The 17,143-nt window shown below is 74.4% G+C and carries 13 protein-coding genes and 1 pseudogene; 4 read left to right on the top strand and 10 right to left on the bottom strand.

The window, feature by feature from the left end:
- Positions 1-35: 35 nt before the first annotated feature.
- Positions 36-707: a PASTA domain-containing protein gene (locus tag ABZ573_RS16605; RefSeq protein WP_151455973.1), complete on the bottom strand. Its 672-nt coding sequence runs from the start codon at positions 705-707 to the stop codon at positions 36-38.
- A gap of 124 nt (positions 708-831) precedes the next feature.
- Between ABZ573_RS16605 and ABZ573_RS16600 the strand changes: the two genes are divergently transcribed.
- The gene (locus ABZ573_RS16600) at positions 832-2,301 is read left to right on the top strand and encodes a hypothetical protein (protein ID WP_358118850.1); all 1,470 of its coding nucleotides are present in this window, start codon (positions 832-834) and stop codon (positions 2,299-2,301) included.
- A 111-nt stretch (positions 2,302-2,412) separates the two neighbouring features.
- Here the strand turns inward: ABZ573_RS16600 and ABZ573_RS16595 are convergent, their stop codons facing one another.
- Both ABZ573_RS16595 and ABZ573_RS16590 read right to left on the bottom strand, forming a co-directional pair.
- A complete protein-coding gene (locus tag ABZ573_RS16595) occupies positions 2,413-3,891 on the bottom strand; it encodes a glutamate--cysteine ligase (protein ID WP_311410012.1) in 1,479 nt (492 codons plus the stop codon).
- A gap of 307 nt (positions 3,892-4,198) precedes the next feature.
- On the bottom strand, positions 4,199-4,780 hold the full coding sequence (locus ABZ573_RS16590; RefSeq protein WP_151455975.1) for a YceI family protein: 582 nt from the start codon (positions 4,778-4,780) through the stop codon (positions 4,199-4,201).
- A 103-nt stretch (positions 4,781-4,883) separates the two neighbouring features.
- On the opposite strand from ABZ573_RS16590, the gene ABZ573_RS16585 reads away from it, so the two are divergent.
- Positions 4,884-5,393 (top strand): MarR family transcriptional regulator, encoded by a 510-nt coding sequence (locus ABZ573_RS16585; protein ID WP_151455976.1) that lies wholly within the window; start codon positions 4,884-4,886, stop codon positions 5,391-5,393.
- A 301-nt stretch (positions 5,394-5,694) separates the two neighbouring features.
- Here the strand turns inward: ABZ573_RS16585 and ABZ573_RS16580 are convergent.
- From ABZ573_RS16580 to ABZ573_RS16570, 3 genes and pseudogenes are all read right to left on the bottom strand, one after another.
- Positions 5,695-8,289: pseudogene (locus tag ABZ573_RS16580) on the bottom strand (helix-turn-helix domain-containing protein); the annotation flags it as partial.
- A gap of 151 nt (positions 8,290-8,440) precedes the next feature.
- A complete protein-coding gene (locus tag ABZ573_RS16575; protein WP_121397345.1) occupies positions 8,441-9,595 on the bottom strand; it encodes an acyl-CoA dehydrogenase family protein in 1,155 nt (384 codons plus the stop codon).
- Positions 9,596-9,701: 106 nt separating this feature from the next.
- On the bottom strand, positions 9,702-11,234 hold the full coding sequence (locus ABZ573_RS16570; RefSeq protein ID WP_151455978.1) for an acyl-CoA carboxylase subunit beta: 1,533 nt from the start codon (positions 11,232-11,234) through the stop codon (positions 9,702-9,704).
- A 207-nt stretch (positions 11,235-11,441) separates the two neighbouring features.
- Here ABZ573_RS16570 and ABZ573_RS16565 point away from each other — a divergent pair, with 207 nt between their 5' ends.
- Positions 11,442-12,002, top strand: coding sequence for a snapalysin family zinc-dependent metalloprotease (locus ABZ573_RS16565; RefSeq protein WP_151455979.1), 561 nt, complete (start codon positions 11,442-11,444; stop codon positions 12,000-12,002).
- 53 nt (positions 12,003-12,055) lie between these two features.
- On the opposite strand, the gene ABZ573_RS16560 is transcribed toward ABZ573_RS16565, so the two are convergent.
- From ABZ573_RS16560 to ABZ573_RS16550, 3 genes are all read right to left on the bottom strand, one after another.
- Positions 12,056-12,967 (bottom strand): hydroxymethylglutaryl-CoA lyase, encoded by a 912-nt coding sequence (locus tag ABZ573_RS16560; protein ID WP_358118944.1) that lies wholly within the window; start codon positions 12,965-12,967, stop codon positions 12,056-12,058.
- Positions 12,968-13,174: 207 nt separating this feature from the next.
- Positions 13,175-14,542, bottom strand: coding sequence for a biotin carboxylase N-terminal domain-containing protein (locus ABZ573_RS16555; RefSeq protein WP_358118846.1), 1,368 nt, complete (start codon positions 14,540-14,542; stop codon positions 13,175-13,177).
- Between the two features lie 78 nt (positions 14,543-14,620).
- Positions 14,621-15,244 (bottom strand): TetR/AcrR family transcriptional regulator, encoded by a 624-nt coding sequence (locus ABZ573_RS16550; protein ID WP_358118844.1) that lies wholly within the window; start codon positions 15,242-15,244, stop codon positions 14,621-14,623.
- Positions 15,245-15,377: 133 nt separating this feature from the next.
- On the opposite strand from ABZ573_RS16550, the gene ABZ573_RS16545 reads away from it, so the two are divergent.
- Positions 15,378-16,640 (top strand): MFS transporter, encoded by a 1,263-nt coding sequence (locus ABZ573_RS16545; RefSeq protein WP_358118842.1) that lies wholly within the window; start codon positions 15,378-15,380, stop codon positions 16,638-16,640.
- On the opposite strand, the gene ABZ573_RS16540 is transcribed toward ABZ573_RS16545, so the two are convergent.
- Positions 16,534-17,100 carry a VanZ family protein gene (locus tag ABZ573_RS16540; protein ID WP_358118840.1) on the bottom strand — a complete coding sequence of 189 codons (567 nt, stop codon included), beginning with the start codon at positions 17,098-17,100 and terminating at the stop codon, positions 16,534-16,536. The genes ABZ573_RS16545 and ABZ573_RS16540 overlap by 107 nt on opposite strands.
- Positions 17,101-17,143 lie beyond the last annotated feature (43 nt).

The raw sequence follows: 17,143 nt of genomic DNA, 5'->3' as shown, positions 1-17,143 counted from the left end.
GGCCATCGGCCGGGATCAGCGTGTCGGACGCTCCGTCACGGCGTCGGGGAGGGCGAACCGTCGTCCTCCGGCGCGTCGCCGCACCAGATCGACACCTGGTCGTTCCACCGGCCCGCACCGTCGCCGGCCGGATCCTGGCGGCTGACCTTGCCGGTTTTGCCCGTCCGGTACTGCGGGTAGAAGCCCTCGTCGACCAGCTCGTCCGCCGCGTCGTCGCAGTCGTCGCCCACCACGTCCGGCACGGTGGCGGCCGGGGCCGGACCGCTCACGTAGAGCGTCACGGTGCGCCCGGGCTGCACCTCGGCGCCCACCTCCGGGGAGGTTCGCTCCACGGTCGTCCCGGTGCCACGGCCGAAGACGAGCCGCCAGCCCAGCCGCTTCTCGCGGAGCTCCTCGCGGGCGTCCGTGAAATCCTCGCCGACGAGCGGCGGGACCGTCAGCCCGGCGGAGCGGCTCGGTGCGGTCGTCCGGGGAGCCGCCGCCGGCGCGGACCGGCCCGGGGTCGATCGGGTCGCGGCGGGCGTGCTGGTGGCGGGCAGACCCTCCGCCGCCGTCGGCGGGGCCGACGGGTCGTCCTCGCCGGCCAGGAGCCAGCCGCCGGTCGCGCCGACGGCAGCGAGCAGCACGACGGCCAACCCGCCCCTGAGCAGCAGCGTCGACCGGTCCGGCCCGGCGTCGTCCCGCGCGCCCGTGTCCCCGTCCGTCATACGCCCACCCCGCCTCGATCACCGGCGACCGTACCCGCTCCCGTCAACGCCGGCGTCATCGCGGTCGCCCGGGCCGGACCGCCACGACTCGCCGCGTCGACCACGGGACGTTACGCTCCCCGGCATGGCCAGACGAGGCTGGGGAGGATCGATCGCGATCGCGGTCGGCGTCGCTGCCGGCGCGGGCGCGGCCCAACTGGGCTTCGGCTACGGGCTGGGCATCATCAACTGGGCGCCGGCGGACGCGACCGCCGGCGCGACCGCCTGGGTGGCGGGCCTGATCTGGGCCACCTGGATCGCGGCCACCTCGACGGTCTTCGGCGCGGTCTGCGCGCAGCGGCTGCGCGACCGCGCCCCGGCACCGGACACCGGTCCCGCCGACGCGGCTCCGGCCGGACCGGGTGGCGGCGCCCTCGGCTCCGCCGCGCTCGCCGTGGCCGCCGGGGTGGGCGCACTGATCACCGTGCTGCTGGTGGCCGTACCGGCCCGGCAGGCGGTGGCGGTGGCCGACACCGGTTCGCCCCGGAACGTCGCGGCCGCCTACGCGGCGGTCGGCGTGCTGGTCGGCGTGCTGACGGCGGCCTGGGCGCTGCGCTCGCGGGCCGCCGCGAACAACGTGCTCGCCACCGTCGGCTGGCTCTGGCTGCTCGCCGTGATCGCCGTCGTGGACGGCGTGCTGGCCGGGCGCGGCCTGACCAGCGCCCAGCTCGGCATCTGGCAGCTCGGCCCCGACGACGGGCGGTACTGGATCCGCGACTACTTCTACTGGCCGGGCGCGCTGCTGTCCCTCGGTTCCGCGCTGGTGATCGGTGCCCTCGCGGCCCGCCGGGACGCCCGGGACCCCGATCACCGGGTCGGGGCGGCCGTCTCGGGTGCGGCCGGGCCGCTGCTCGTCGCGACCGCGTACTTCCTGGCGGTGCCGAGGCTGACCGCGATCAGCCCGGAGCAGGTGTCGGCGCACCTGATCGCGCCGTACGCGGTGATCGTCGGGGTCGGCGGCGCCGTCCTGGTCACCGTCCTCGCCCAGCGGGCCGCCCGACGGGCCGCGGCCCGGGGGCCGGTGCGGGTCCCCCGCCAACGCACCGGCGAGCCCGCCGACCACCCGGGCGACCCGGGGCGGCAGGCCCCTCCGGTCGGCGGCACCGACGGGGACGCCCCGGCGACGCCGGACCGCAGCGACACCCGCACGACGCCGGGCGGCAGCGACACCTCCGCCAGGTCGGGCGACAGTGACACCTTCACCGGGCCGGGCGGCAGCGACGCCTTCACCAGGCCGGGCGACAGTGACGCCTTCACCGGGCCGGGCGGCAGCGCGCCGGGCGGGGAGCCCGTCGCGGCGGGCGGAGGAGCGTTCCCCGCCGACCGTGAACCGGCGCCGGTCCCCGCCTCCGCGAGACTCGCGGCGGCGTCCGGCACGCCAGCCGGGGAGCCGGCCGCGTCCGGTACGCCGGCCGGGAAGCCGACCGCTTCGGCCCCCGGGGACGGCACGTTGGCGTCGGCGACGACCGGGGAGCCGGCCGTGCCGGCCGCCGACGATCCGGCGGAACCGCAGGCCACCGGCCGCCGATCCCGCTCCGGCCGCCGCACCCGCTGACCGGCGGCCGGGCGGCGTTGGCCACTCCCACCCCGGCCCACTGAGGGGCCTCACCGCCGCACTCCACCCCGGCCCGCTGAGGCGCGTCACCGCCTCCGGGCGCCGGGACGGTCAGTCGACGGGCCAGGTGTGCACGGGCTCGTTGCTGCGTTGCAGCTCGGCGTAGCGCTGCACCATGTGGTGCAGGGCGGCGCCCCGGTCCATGCCGCGGTGCCGCTCGGCCGCCCAGACCGCCTCGGTCTGCCAGACCGCGCCGTTGCGGCCCGTACGGCAGCGCTGCTCGATGATGCCGAGCAGCCGGTCGCGTTCGGCCGGGGACACCCCGAACCGGTCGAGCCCGGCGGCCGCCTTGGGCAGCAGGACGTCCAGGACCAGCTTGGTCACCGGCACCTCGCCGAGGCGGGGCCAGTGCAGGACGGCGTCCATGCCGCGCCGGGCGGCGGCGTGGAAGTTCTCCTCGGCGGAGCTGAAGGTGAGCTGGCTCCAGATGGGCCGGTCGGACTCCGCCAGCCCGCGCGCCAGCCCGAAGTAGAAGGCGGCGTTGGCCAGCATGTCGACCACGGTCGGGCCGGCCGGCAGCACCCGGTTCTCCACCCGTAGGTGCGGGCGGCCGTTCATGATGTCGTAGACCGGCCGGTTCCACCGGTAGACGGTGCCGTTGTGCAGGCGCAGCTCGCCCAGCTCCGGCACGCCGCCGCCGTGCAGGACCTCGACCGGGTCCTCGTCCTCGCAGATCGGCAGCAGCGGCGGGAAGTAGCGGACGTTCTCCTCGAAGAGGTCGAAGATCGAGGTGATCCAGCGTTCGCCGAACCAGACCCGGGGTCGTACGCCCTGCGCCTTCAGTTCGTCCGGCCGGGTGTCGGTGGCCTGCTCGAACAGGGCGATGCGGGTCTCCGCCCAGAGCTGCCGCCCGTAGAGGAAGGGCGAGTTGGCCCCGACGGCCACCTGCACCCCGGCGATGGCCTGGGAGGCGTTCCAGTAGTCGGCGAAGCTGTCCGGGGCGACCTGGAGGTGGAACTGGAGGCTGGTGCAGGCGGCCTCGGGGGCGATCGAGTCGGTGTGGGTCTGGAGGCGTTCGACGCCTCGGATGTCGAGCTCGATGTCCTCGCCCCGGGCGCCGACGATCTGGTCGTTGAGCACCCGGTACCGCTCGTTGGTGGAGAGGTTGTCCTCGACGAGGTGACGCTCGGTGAGGGTGGGCAGGATGCCGACCAGGACGATCTTCGCGTCCGACTTGGCGGCCCGCTCGTCGGCGCGGGAGAGGCTGCCGCGCAGGTCCTGCTCGTAGTCGGCGAAGCCGTCGCCCTCGATCAGCCGGGGCGGCGCGTTCAGCTCCAGGTTGAACTGGCCCAGCTCGGTCTGGAAGAGCGGATCGGCGATGTCGGCGAGGATCTGGTCGTTGCGCATCGCCGGCTCGGCCGCCGAGTCGACCAGGTTCAGCTCGATCTCCAGCCCGGTCATCGGCCGGTCGGCGTCGAAGCCGAAGTCGTCCAGCATCAGGGCGAAGACGTCCAGGCACCGCCGGACCTTCTGTCGGTAGCGGACCCGGTCCTCCCGGGAGAAGGCGCCCTGCTCGACGTCCCTGCCCATGTTTCCTCCCGGCGCGAGGCGCAGTCGGACCGTACCGGCCCGGTAAGCGCGTGGTGAACCCCTCCACGTTAGGAGTGTCGGCATCGCCGGGACCAGAGGAGGTCGCGGCGGTCCCACGGCCGGGACGACCGTACTCCGGTCGGCGGACGCGCTCCCGGCGGCATCTCTACCCAGCCGGCGCTGCCCGGCACCAGATCGGTCCGCGAATGAGTCGTGACAAATCGCACCCGGTCGGTGACTTCCACCCTACGTACACGCGTCGGGCCCGCGCCGTGACGCGGCGCGGGCCCGGAAGCGGTACGGCGGATCAGGCCTGGCGGACGGCCTCGCCCTCGATCTCGATCTTGATCTTCTTGCCGACCAGCACGCCCCCGGTCTCCAGGGCGACGTTCCAGGTCAGGCCGAAGTCCTCACGGTCGATCTCGGTGGAGGCGGAGAAGCCGAAGATGTCCTGCCCGAACGGGCTGCGGCCCACGCCCTCGAACTCGACCTCCAGGTCGACCGGGCGGGTGACGCCCTTGATGGTCAGGTCGCCGGAGAGGACGAACTCGTTGCCGTCGCGGGACTTCACGGCCGTGCTGCGGAACTCCAGGGTCGGGAAGGCCTCGGCGTCGAGGAACTCGGGGCTGCGCAGGTGCGCGTCCCGGTCGGCCTGGTTGGTGTTGATGGTGGCCGCCTGGATGGTGGCGCTGACCGAGGACTGCATCGGGTCCTCGGCGACGGTGATGGTGGCGCTGGCGTCGGCGAACTCACCGCGTACCTTGCTGACCATCATGTGCCGGGCGACGAAGCCCACGCGCTTGTGCGCGGCGTCCAGCAGGTAGGTGCCGGCGGTCGGGATGGTGAGGCCGTCCCAGTCGCGGGTAACCGGTGCGGTGCTGCTGGTCATGAAGCTGCCCTCCGTGGGGGAAGTTGTTTAGTAGCCCAACGACTGTCGCAGCAACTATAGGCACAGCAATATTCCTCGTGTCAAGTACTGCTACGATGGGCGCGTGGACCAGAACGTGTTCGACGACCCCCGGATCACCGCTGTCGGCCTGCTCGTCGAGGCGCACGCCGGGCTCTCGGCCCGGTTCGCCGCCCAGTTCGAGGAGCACGGCCTCTCACCGGTCGAGTTCGAGGTGCTGACCAGACTCGCCCGCTCACCCGGCAACCAGTTACGGATGACCGACCTCGCCGCCCAGACCTCGCTCTCGACGAGCGGCGTCACCCGCGTGGTGGACCGGATGGAACGCGACGGGCTGCTCACCCGCCGCGCCTGCCCCTCCGACCGGCGCAGCTCGTTCGCCGTGGTCACCGCCACCGGCCTGCAACGCCTCGACGAGACCCTGCCCGGGCACCTACGGATCATCGAGCAGTGGTTCACCGGCCAGCTCGAGCCGGCGGCCCTGGACGCCCTGCTCGACGGGCTGCGCCGGGTCCGGGACGCGGTGCACCCCGGCGCCACCGCCGGAAGCACCGGATCCGCCGCCGACTGCGACGAGACGGTCACGCCCTCCTGACCCGTTCCCGGGCCCGCTCGGCACCGGCAGAAAGAGCGGCAGAACTGCCGCGCCCACGGGACGATAGACGTTCAAACCGGACGGGACGGCGTGCGGGCGGTGGCTAGTCTTCGGGCAGTGGGGACGCACCGGGGGGTGATGGCGCGGGCGACGAGCGAGGGGTAGCAAGAGGGGCTTCGTCGCCCGCGTCACCCCCGGTCGCTCTGCGCAACGCCCTCCACTCGCTCTGCGCCACGCCCTCCACGCGACGACCGACGCCGTCGCCGACGGGCCACCCGTTCCGGCCCGCTCTCCACGGGCGCAGTTGCTCCTCCTCGTGCGGCAGCAGCCGGACACCGCTCTGCCGGCAGGCCCGGTCGAGACGGTCCAGCACGCCGGGGTCGCCCGAGCTGGCGGCCAGCCCCACCAGCGCCTCCACCACGTCACGCCGGTCCTGGCCGTCGACGCCCGCTTCCGCCGCCGCGGCGAACCACTCCGCCGCCAGCTCGCGGTCGCCCCGGCACAGGGCCAGGTTCCCCTCGATCAGCGCGCAGATCCCGTCCTCCGGGCGTGCCCCGGGCGTCGGCGCACCCGGCAGGCGCCCGGGCGACCAGGCCTCCTCGGCGCGGGGCACCGGGGGCGGGCGCAGCTCGGCCAGCACCTCGGCCGCCTCGGCGGACCGGCCGTCGCGGGCCAGCGCCAGCCCCACCGTGCCGAGCACCCGGCGACGGTGGCCCGGGTCGCCGAGGTCCGCCAGCGCCGCCACCACCCGCCGGCCCTGGTCGACGGCGTCGGCGTAGCGGCCCTCCAGGCGGGACACCTCGGCGAGGTTGGCCCGCGCGAGCACCCGCAGCCGCTGCTCCCCGCCCTGCGCGGCGAGCCGGTCGACCGCGGCCAGCCGGCGCCGGGCGGCCGCCAGGTCACCTACCCGGATGTCGTGCCAGGCGAGGTTGTTCTGCGCCACCGTCATGTCGCGGGCCCGCCCGTGCCGGACGGCCAGCGCGAGCACCGCCTCGGCCTGCGTACGCGCCTCGTCGTGCTCGCCGAGGGCGATCAGCAGCGCGCAGAGCACCGAGCGCGCCTCCAACTCCCCGGTGACGTCGCCCGCGTCCCGGAACGCGGCCAACGCCCGCCGCGCGGCCGGCAGCTCCTCGGCCCCGGCGCCGTGCTCGGCGGCGAGCCGGGCCACCCCGAGGAACGCCCACGCCCGCAGCACCGGGTCGACATCGGCGGTACGCGGATCCGCCAGCAGGCGCCGGAGCCACTGCCTGCCGGGGACGTCGCGCCCCCGGAACCGCCACCACCGTGACAGCGCCGCCGCCAACCGCAGTGCGGTCAACGGGTCGTCGACGGCGGCGTGCGCCAGGGCGGAGCTGATGTCGCCGGACACCTCGTCCAGGCGGTGCACCGCCGCCGGCAGGTTGGCCCCGGCCAGCTCCGGTGCGGTCCGCGCCACCAGCCGGGCGACGACCTGCGCGTGCCGGCGCCGGATCGCGGTCAGCTCGCCCGCGCCGGTCGCCTGCTCCGCGGCGAAGTCCCGTACGGCGTCGAGCAGGCGGAACCGGAACGGCCCGGCGCCCCGAACGCTGAGCAGACCGAGCTCGACGAGCCGGTCGAGCAGCGGCACCGGGTCCACGACCACCGTCCCGTCCCGGTCGGCGGGATCGGCGAGCATCTCCTCGGCCAGCTCGACCGACCAGCGGTTGCCGAACGCGGCGAGCCGGCGCAACGCGGCCCGCTCGTCGGGGGCGAGGAGGCGGTAGCTGACGGCCACCGCGTCCCGCAGGGTCTCCGCCACCGCCGCCCGTGGGCTCTCCGGACGGCCCGGCTCCGTGCTGTCCCAGCCCGGCCGCCCGGCCGCCCCCGACGAGGTGGTCAGGTCGAGGACGCGGTCGCCGTACCGGTCGAGCAGCTCGTTGAGGTCGAGGATCCGGCCCCGGGCCGCCATCAGCTCGATGGCGAGCGGGAGCCCGCCCAGGCGGCGTACCAGGGCGGCGAGGGCGGGCAGCTCGGCGGGACCGGGCGGCTCCCGGCGGACCTGGGCGAGCCGGGCGGTGAAGAGGGCCACGGCGGGATAGTCGGCCAGCGCCGCCGGGCCCTCCCGCTCGCTGCCCGGCGGCGGTACGTCGAGCGGGGCGACCGGCCACACCCGCTCCCCGGGCAGGCCGACCGGGTGCCGGCCGGTGACCAGCACCCGCAGCGACGGCACCGCCCCGGCGAGCCGGTGCACCGTCTCGGCGACCGCGTCGGGAGCCCGCTCGGCCGCGTCCACGAGCAGCAGTGCCGGCCGGCCGGCGAGGCGGGCGCTCAGCTCGGGCAGCCGGGCGACACCGAAGACGGCGACCGAGGCGGAGAGCACGTCGGCCGCGTCCGAGCCCTCGCCGATGAGCACTCCGGCCGCCCCGCCGGGATGGTCGTCGACGACCGCGTGGACCACCGAGAGGGCCAGCGCGGTCTTGCCCACGCCGGCCAGCCCGACCAGGCTGGCCAGCCGGGGCCCACGCCCGTCGGTGAACAACCCGACCAGCTCGGTCAGGTCACGGTCCCGGCCGACCAGCGCGACCGGGGGCGGGAGCGCGGCCGGCGTACCGGCGTGGTGGTCGAGGTCGACGCGGGCCGGCGGGGCGCCGCGGGTGGTGGCCGGCGCGGCGGCCGGGACCGGCCCCCGGGCGGCGGCCAGGAACGTCGACCGGACGGCTCCGGCCAGCTCCAGCGCGCCGGCGAGCAGCTCGACCGTGGTGCGCTGCGGCCGGGACGAGCGGCCCCGCTCCAGGTCGCGGACGGTCCGGATGCCCACACCGGCCCGGCCCGCCAGCTCGGCCTGGGTCAGGCCGGCGGCGAGCCGGTGCCCGCGCAACAGCTCCGGCAGCCCGGCACGACCGCCCGGATGCGGCAAACGATCATGAACCGGCGTCATGGGCAGGAAGGGTACGGACGGGGTACGACCGACGGCAGCCGAGCGTCGCCCTGCCGACGCCCCGGCGCGGATATCCGACAGCGGACCGGTCACACCGGGCGGGCCCGGTGGCGCGGAGGCGACTGCCTCGACGCCACCGGACCCGTCGCCGTCACATGCCCAGATCGCGCGCGATGATCATGCGCTGCACCTCGGACGTGCCCTCGCCGATCTCCAGGATCTTGGAGTCGCGCCAGAAGCGGGCCACCGGGTACTCGTTCATGAAGCCGTAGCCACCGTGGATCTGGGTGGCCTCGCGGGCGTTGTCCACGGCGATGGTGCTGGCGTGCAGCTTGGCGATGGCGGCCTGCCGCTTGAACGGCTCGCCGGCGAGCATCCGCGCCGCCGCGTCGTAGTAGGCCAGCCGGGCGGTGTGCGCCTTCATCTCCATGTCGGCGATCTTGAACTGGATCGCCTGGTAGTTGCCGATCGGCTGGCCGAACGCCTGGCGTTCCTTCGCGTACCTGATCGACTCGTCGACGCAGCCCTGGGCGAGGCCGACGGCCAGGGCGGCGATGGCGATCCGCCCCTCGTCGAGGATGCGCAGGAACTGGGCGAAGCCCCGGCCGCGCTCGCCGAGCAGGTTCGCGGCCGGCACCCGGCAGTCGTCGAAGGTCAGCTCGTGGGTGTCCGAGGCGTTCCAGCCGACCTTCGAGTAGCCCGGCGCGACGGTGAAGCCCGGCGTACCCGAGGGGACGATGATGGTGGACAGCTCCTTGGCGCCGTCCGGGCGGGTGCCGGTGACCGCGGTGACGGTGACCAGCGCCGTGATGTCGGTGCCCGAGTTGGTGATGAACGCCTTGGAGCCGTTGATCACCCACTCGTCCGTCGACTCGTCGAGCACCGCGCGGGTCTGGGTGCCGCCGGCGTCCGATCCGGTGCCCGGCTCGGTCAGCCCGAAGCCGGCCAGCGCCTCGCCGCTGAGCAGCTTCGGCAGCCACGTCGCCTTCTGCTCGTCGGTGCCGAAGCGGTAGATCGGCATCGCGCCCAGCGAGACCGCCGCCTCCAGGGTGATGGCGACGCTGGAGTCGACCCGGGCCAGCTCCTCCAGGGCGAGGCAGAGCGCGAAGTAGTCGCCGCCCATGCCGCCGTGCTCCTCCGCGAAGGGCAGGCCGAACAGACCCATCTTGCCCATCTGCCGGATCACCTCGTACGGGAAGGTGTGCTTCTCGTAGTGCTCCGCGATGACCGGGGCGACCACCTCGCGCGCGAATTCCCGCACGCTCTCCCGCAGCGCCTCTTGCTCCTCGGTGAGCCGGAAGTCCATGGAATCCTCCTGTGTGGATGGGCCGCCGGGCGCTCGTGACGCCGGGAACGGACGGGTCGCTGGTGCGGTGCGGGCCCGCGCCGGCCGGGTGGGGCCGGCGGCGGGATCAGACCGGGGTGACGCCGTGCCGGCGCCGGGAGAAGTGCCGCTCCTTCGTGCGGGCGGCGGCGAACCGGCGGACCAGCTCCGCGCGCAGCTCGTGCGGCTCGACGATCGCGTCGACGACCAGCTCGCTGGCGAGCCGGACCACGTCGATGTCGCGCTCGTACTCCTCGCGCTTCGCGGCGACGAACGCGGCCCGTTCGGTCTCGTCCCCGATCGCGGCGATCTTGTTCGCGTAGACCGCGTTGACCGCCGCCTCCGCGCCCATCACGGCGATCTTGGCGGTGGGCAGCGCGATCGTGGCCTCCGGCTCGAAGCCGGGACCGGCCATCGCGTAGAGGCCGGCGCCGTACGCCTTGCGGACCACCACGCAGATCTTGGGTACGGTCGCCTCCGAGATCGCGGTGATCATCTTGGCGCCGTGCCGGATGATGCCCTGCTTCTCCACCGCGCTGCCGACCATGAACCCGGGCACGTCGGAGAGGAAGAGCAGCGGCACGTTGAACGCGTCGCAGAGCTGCACGAAGCGGGTGGCCTTGTCGGCCGAGTCGACGAAGAGGACCCCGCCCTTGAACATCGAGTTGTTGCCGACCACGCCGACGACCTCGCCGTTGAGCCGGCCGAAGCCGATGGTCAGCTCCTTGGCCCAGAGCGCCTGGATCTCGAAGAAGGAGCCGTCGTCGAGCAGGCCCTTGACGTACCGCCGCATGTCGAACGCCTGCCGCTCGCTTGCCGGCACCAGCGCGGCCAGGTCGGCCTTCTCCGGCGCCGCGACGGCGGGCACGGCCGGCGGGGCCTGCGTCCAGTTGGTCGGGAGGTACGACAGGTAGCGCCGCACCACGTCGAGCGCGTCGGCCTCGGTCTTGCAGAGGAAGTGCCCGACGCCCGACTCGGCGCAGTGCACCTTGGCGCCGCCCATGGCCTCCAGCGTGGTCTTCTCGCCGGTGACCATCTCGACCATCCGGTCGGAGCCGAGGTACATGCTGGCGTTGCCGTCGACCATCGCGACCACGTCGCAGAACGCCGGGATGTACGCCCCGCCGGCCGCGCTCGGCCCGAACAGCGCGCAGACCTGCGGGATGGAGCCGGAGGCGCGGACCTGGTTCCAGAAGATCTTGCCGGCGCCGCGGCGGCCGGGGAAGAGGTCGACCTGGTCGGTGATCCGGGCGCCGGCCGAGTCGACCAGGTAGACCATCGGCACGCTTGTCGAGTAGGCCCGCTCGATGATCCGGATGATCTTCTCGACGGTGCGGGCGCCCCAGCTGCCGGCCTTGACCGTGGAGTCGTTCGCCATCAGGCAGACCGGGCGGCCGTCGATGGTGGCGGTGCCGGTCACCACGCCGTCGGCGGGGAGGCCCTCGGCCATCGCGTTGGCGTAGAGGCCGTCCTCGACGAAGGAGCCCTCGTCGACCAGGAGCGCGACCCGCTCCCGGGCGAAGAGCTTGCCCTTGGCGGCGTTCGCCGCGTGGTACTTGTCCGCACCGCCGGCCCGGGCCCGCTTGCGCAGCTGCTCCAGTGCCTCACCGTCGAGCGTCACGCCGACTCCCTCGCCACCTGAGCCGGTCACCTCGCGGGCGGACCGACTGACCTGAACGATCGTTAGGCTAGCGCATCCCCCCACCCCCCGGCGACCCACGGCCGACGGAGGAGACGCCACCCGGCCGCACCCGGCCGATAGGCATTGAAAATCATGAATTTATAGGGCTACGCTCCTGACACCCCTCCTCCCGGATTGGAGTCAACGATGACCTCACGGCTCAACCGGCTCGCGGTCGCGTTCGTCGCGACGGCACTGGCCACCCTCGGCGTCACGGTCGCCAACCCGTCACCCGCCTCCGCCGCCATGACCATCTGCTACAACACCAGCCAGGCGGGGAGCTTCGCCGGCACCGCCAACCAGGCCGCCTCGATCTGGAACAACGCCACGTCGAACCTGACGCTCACGGCGAACTGCGGCTCCAACCTGCGGATCTACCAGATCACCGGCGGCGGCTCGTACGCCGTCCGGACCAGCCTCGGCAACGGGCGGGTCTACATCGACACCCAGCAGGCCCAGCAGTACAGCCCGCTGCGGATCATGACCCACGAGATCGGGCACATCCTCGGTCTGCCCGACAACTACAACGGCAACTGCGCGCTGCTGATGTCCGGCGGCAGCGCCGGCACCAGCTGCACCAACCCGTACCCGAGCACCACCGAGGCGAACCGGGTCACCAACCTCTTCGCCGGCACCCTCAGCACCAACCGCGCCGGGTCGCAGATCTTCCAGGACAGCTGGCCGAGCATGCTCACCACTGTGGGCTGACCGACCGGGCATGACGGAGGGGCCGGCGTCGTGCCGGCCCCTCCCGCGTGTGGTCAGCCCAGCAGCGGCGTCAGCCGGGTACGCGGCCCGGCGCGGAGCACCCCCGACGGGAGCCGCTTGCCGACCAGCTCCTCGGCCAGCTCGGCCACCTCGACCAGGGCGTCCAGGTCGATGCCGGTGTCGACGCCCATGTCGTGCAGCATGTGCACCGCCTCCTCGGTGGCCAGGTTGCCGCTGGCCCCCGGCGCGTACGGGCAGCCGCCGAGGCCGCCGACGCTGGCGTCGAACTCGGTCACGCCCAGCTCCAGCGCGGTGAGCATGTTGGCCAGCGCGGTGCCCCGGGTGTTGTGGAAGTGCAGCAGCACGGGGACGTGCGCGTTGCGGTCGCGTACCGCCGTCAGCAGCTCGCGGACCCGTCGGGGCGTACCCATGCCGGTGGTGTCGCCGAAGGCCACCCGGTCGGCGCCGTCGCGGACCACCCGGTCCACGATGGCGGCCACCCGGGTCGGATCGGTGTCCCCCTCGTACGGGCAGCCGAAGCTGGTCGCCACGATCACCTCGGCCTGCGCGCCGGCGCCGTGCAGCAGGTCGATCAGCTCGGCGATGTCGTCCAGCGACTCCTCCGTGGAGCGGTTGACGTTGCGCCGGTTGTGCGTGTCGCTGGCCGAGACCACCACCTCGATCTCGGTGAAGCCGGCGGCCAGGGCCCGCTGCGCGCCCCGGGTGTTCGGCACCAGCGCCGAGTAGCGCACGCCCTCGGCCTTCGCGGCCCGCTGCCACACCTCGTCGGCGTCGGCCATCTGCGGGATCGCCTTCGGGTGCACGAACGAGACGGCCTCGATCCGCTGCACGCCGGTGCCGGAGAGGGCGTCGAGCAGCCGCACCTTGGCCTCGGTCGGGATCGGCTCCTCGTTCTGGAGCCCGTCGCGCGGCCCGACCTCCCGGATCGACACGGAGTTCGGCATTTCCGCCATAAGGGGTCACCTCACTGTGACGCAGAGCTGTTCTGTCCCCTCCAGCCTCCCACCCCCTCCACCGCCCCACCCCCGTTGATCATGAAGTTGTCGCCACGACACGCCGCGGCCGAGGGCAACAACTTCATGATCAACGGGGCGGGATCCGGGCGGACCGGGGCAGGGTGGGGGGTGGTGGGTGGGGGGGCAGGGTGGGGGTCAGCGCATCCGGGTGACGATGGCCGTGTCGTAGTCGCCGGAGAGGAATTCCTCGTTCTCCAGGAGTTCGGCGAAGAAGGGGAGGTTGTTCTTCGGGCCGGCCAGCTCGAAGGCGGCCACCGCCGTCCTCGCGCGCTCGATCGCCTCGGCGCGGGTGGCGCCGTTGACGATGAGCTTGGCCATCAGGCTGTCGTAGAACGGGGTGACGGTGTTGCCCTCGACGTAGCCCGAGTCCACCCGGACGCCCTCGCCGGTCGGCTCCACCCAGGTCTTGATCACGCCGGGGCCGGGCAGGAAGCGCTTCGGGTCCTCGGCGTTGATCCGCAGCTCGATGGCGTGCCCGCGCGGGGCGAGCGCGTCCGGGTCGAAGGTGGGCGCCAGGCCGGCGGCCACCCGCAGCTGCTCCTCGACCAGGTCGACGCCGTAGACCAGCTCGGTGACCGGGTGCTCCACCTGAAGCCGCGTGTTCATCTCCAGGAAGTAGAACTCTTCGGAAGCCGGGCCGTCACCGCTGGCGTCCCGCTGGCGCGGGACCAGCAGGCACTCGACCGTGCCCGCGTTGCGGTAGCCCACCGCCTCGCCGGCGCGCACGGCGGCGGCCAGGATGCGCTCGCGCAGCTCCGGGGAGACCGCCGGCGACGGCGACTCCTCGACCAGCTTCTGGTTGCGCCGCTGCACCGAGCACTCCCGCTCGCCGAGGGCCACCACCCGGCCGTCGGCCAGGCCGAGGATCTGCACCTCGACGTGGCGCACCCGGGGGAAGTACCGCTCGATCAGCACCGAGCCGTCGCCGAACATCCGCTCGGCGAAGGAGCGCACCTTGTCGTACTCGGTGCGCAGCGCGGCCTCGTCGGTCGCCACGCCCATGCCCATGCCGCCGCCACCGGCCGCGGCCTTGACCATCACCGGGTAGCCGATCTCCGCCGCCGCGACGACCGCCGCGTCGAGGTCGGCCGCCGGGTCGGTGGTGCCGGGCGCGACCGGCACCCCGGCCGCCGCCATCAGGTTCCGGGCGTTGATCTTGTCGCCCATCGCGGTGATCGCGTCCGCGCCGGGCCCGACCCAGATCAGCCCGCTCGCCTCGACGGTACGGGCGAAGTCGGCGTTCTCCGACAGGAAGCCGTAGCCGGGGTGGATCGCCTGCGCGCCGGTCGACTTGGCGGCGGCGAGGATGGCCTCGACGTTGCGGTAGCTCTGGGCCGGGTTGGCCGGGCCCACGCACACCGCCTCGTCGGCCTCCGTCACGAACGGCAGGCCGGCGTCGGCCTCCGAGTGCACCGCGATCGCGCGGATGCCGAGCCGCCTGGCGGTCCGGATGATCCGGCGGGCGATCTCGCCCCGGTTGGCGACCAGCAGCGACTCGATCATGTTTCCCTCCAGCGTCCGGGGGTGGGGACGGGTGCTAGGGAACCACGGCCGGAAGGTTACTGACGAGTTGCCCCCGGTTCAGGAACCGGGGGCGGCCAGGAGGGCGGCCAGGGTGGCGGCGCGGAGCAGCTCGGCCCGGCGGCGCCGGTCCACCTCGCCACCCAGGAACGGCGTCGAGTTCATCAGGCCGAACGCGGCGTGGGCCAGCACCCGCGCCTCGCCGTCGGGCATGCCCGGGTGCAGCGCGGTCAGCACCGTCACCCACTGTTCGACGTAGAGCCGCTGGAGCCGGCGGATCCGGCGGCGCGGCTCGTCGGGGAGGCGGTCCAGCTCGTGCAGGTGCAGGGCGATCACCGCCGGGTTGGCCAGCGCGAAGTCGACGTGGAAGTCGATCAGCGACTCCAGCGCGCCGCGCGGGTCGTCGGGGTGGCCGGTGGACCGCTGCTGGCCGCCGGCCAGCAGTTCCTCGCTGACCGGGATCAGCGCGGCGACCAGCATGGCCTCCTTGCCCGCGAAGTGGTGGTAGAGCGCCGGGCCGGTGACCCCGGCGGCCGCGCCGATGTCGTCCATCGAGACGCCGTGGTAGCCCCGGGACGCGAAGAGGCCGACCGCGATCTCCAGGATCTCGTCCTTGCGGGACCGGCGCCGGGCCGACCCCGCGGCACCGTTCGCCCTGCCCCGTGCCTGCTGCTCGACCGTCACCGGGCAAGCGTAGACCTCGACCGGCCCGGCGTGGAGCCTCCGCTACCCGTCGGTTGGCTCACGTCCGCCGCAGGTGACCGGCGCGTCAGGGCCCCTTGACCCTCGACCCGGTCGAGCCCGGAGGGTCGCCGGCATGACAGCACCCCCGCTCGGCCGCGACTACCGACTGCTCTGGTCCGCCGCCGTGTCCTCGCGTCTCGGGGACGCCCTGCGTACGCCGGCACTGGCGCTGCTGGCCGCGACGCTGACCCGCGATCCCCGGGTGATCGCGGCGGTGACCGTGGCCGGGCAGCTCCCGCCGCTGCTGTTCGGCCTGCTCGGCGGCGTGTACGCGGACCGCTGGGACCGCCGCCGGACGATGGCGGTGGTGGACGGCCTGCGCGCCGCCGTGATCGGCGCACTCGCCCTCGCGATCGCCCTCGACCGGGCCGGCGTCGCCGCGCTGGTGACCGTGGCCTTCCTGCTCGCCGCGCTCGGCACCCTCTTCGACGCCGCCTCGTTCGCGATGCTCCCGTCCGTGGTGCCGCCGGCCGCGCTGCCCCGGGCCAACGGCCGCCTCCAGGCCGGCTCGGCGGTGGCGGGCGGCTTCCTCGGCGCCCCGGCCGCCGGCGTGCTCTTCGCCCTGGCCGCCCCGCTGCCGTTCGCCGTGGACGCCCTCACCTTCCTCTGCGCCGCCCTGCTGACCCTCGCCCTCCGTCCCGTCCCGCCCAGCCCTCACGCCCACCCCGGGCGGCGGTCGGTGTGGCGGGAGGGCGTCGAGGGGGTGCGCTGGGTGCGCGGGGACGCGATGCTGTGGCGGCTGACCGTGGCGACCGCCGGGAGCAACCTGGCGATCAGTGGGCTGATGGCGGTGCTGGTGCTCTACGCGCTCGACGTGCTGCGGGTGCCTCCGGCCGGGTACGGGCTGTTCGCCGCAGGGGCGGTCCTCGGCGGGCTCGCCGGTGGGCTAGGGGCGGGTCGGTTGGCCGCCCGGCTCGGCACGGTGCCCGCGTTGCGCGTCGTGCTCGCCGGCCAGGCCGTCGCGCTGACCGGGCTGGCGCTGGCCCGGCACCCGGTGCCCGGCGGGCTGGCGCTGGCCGTGTTCGCGGCCGGCACCACGGTGTGGAACGGCCTGTGGGCCTCGTACGGGCAGCGCCACGTGCCGCCCGCCCTGCTCGGCCGGGTGGGCGCCTCCCAGCGGATGGTCGGCCTGCTCACCGCGCCGGTCGGGGCGGCCCTCGCGGGCATGGCCGGCGCGGCGTACGGAGTCGGACCGGTGGCGGCGGCGGTGGCCGGGGTCTTCGTGCTGGTCACCCTCGCGGCGTGGCGGACGCTGCGACCGGCCGCGCCGGCACCGGCCGCCGGGCCCACCAGCGTCGCGACAGCAGCCCGGCCAGGGCGGCGCCCGTCGCGTTGAGCAGCACGTCGTCGGCCGAGGAGACCCGGCCGAGGTCGAGCGCGTACTGGAGGGACTCGACCAGCACGGAACCGGCCGCCCCGAGCAGGAACAATCGGCCGACGCCGGCCAGTGCAGCCAGGCGTACCGGGGCGAAGAAGCCCAGCGCGGCGAAGACCAGCAGGTTGCCGACGACCTGGACCACGGCGGTCGCCGGCGGCCCGGTCAGCAGGTCGGCCAGGTCGCGCAGCGGCACCGGGTCGACCTGCCGGGGCGCGGGCCGGGGGGTGAGGATCATCCACACCCACGGCACGGTGCCGGCCACCGCGCCCACCTCGGCGACGCTGCGCCGCCACGACTCCCCGACCGTCGCGGCGTCGCGCCGGTGGCGCGCCAGCACGGCGGTGAGGAGGGCCAGCAGGGGCAGCCCGGCGGCCACGGCGAGCAGCACGCCACCCCAGTCACGCCACACCTGACCCACCGGGGCAGCCTAGCCGCGCGCCCCGTCGCGCCTGATCCACCGG

Source organism: Micromonospora sp. NPDC007220, assembly GCF_040634035.1.
Lineage (GTDB): Bacteria > Actinomycetota > Actinomycetes > Mycobacteriales > Micromonosporaceae > Micromonospora > Micromonospora reichwaldensis.
The sequence above is the reverse complement of the archived record's forward strand: the minus strand, read 5'-3'. Positions and strand labels throughout refer to the sequence as shown.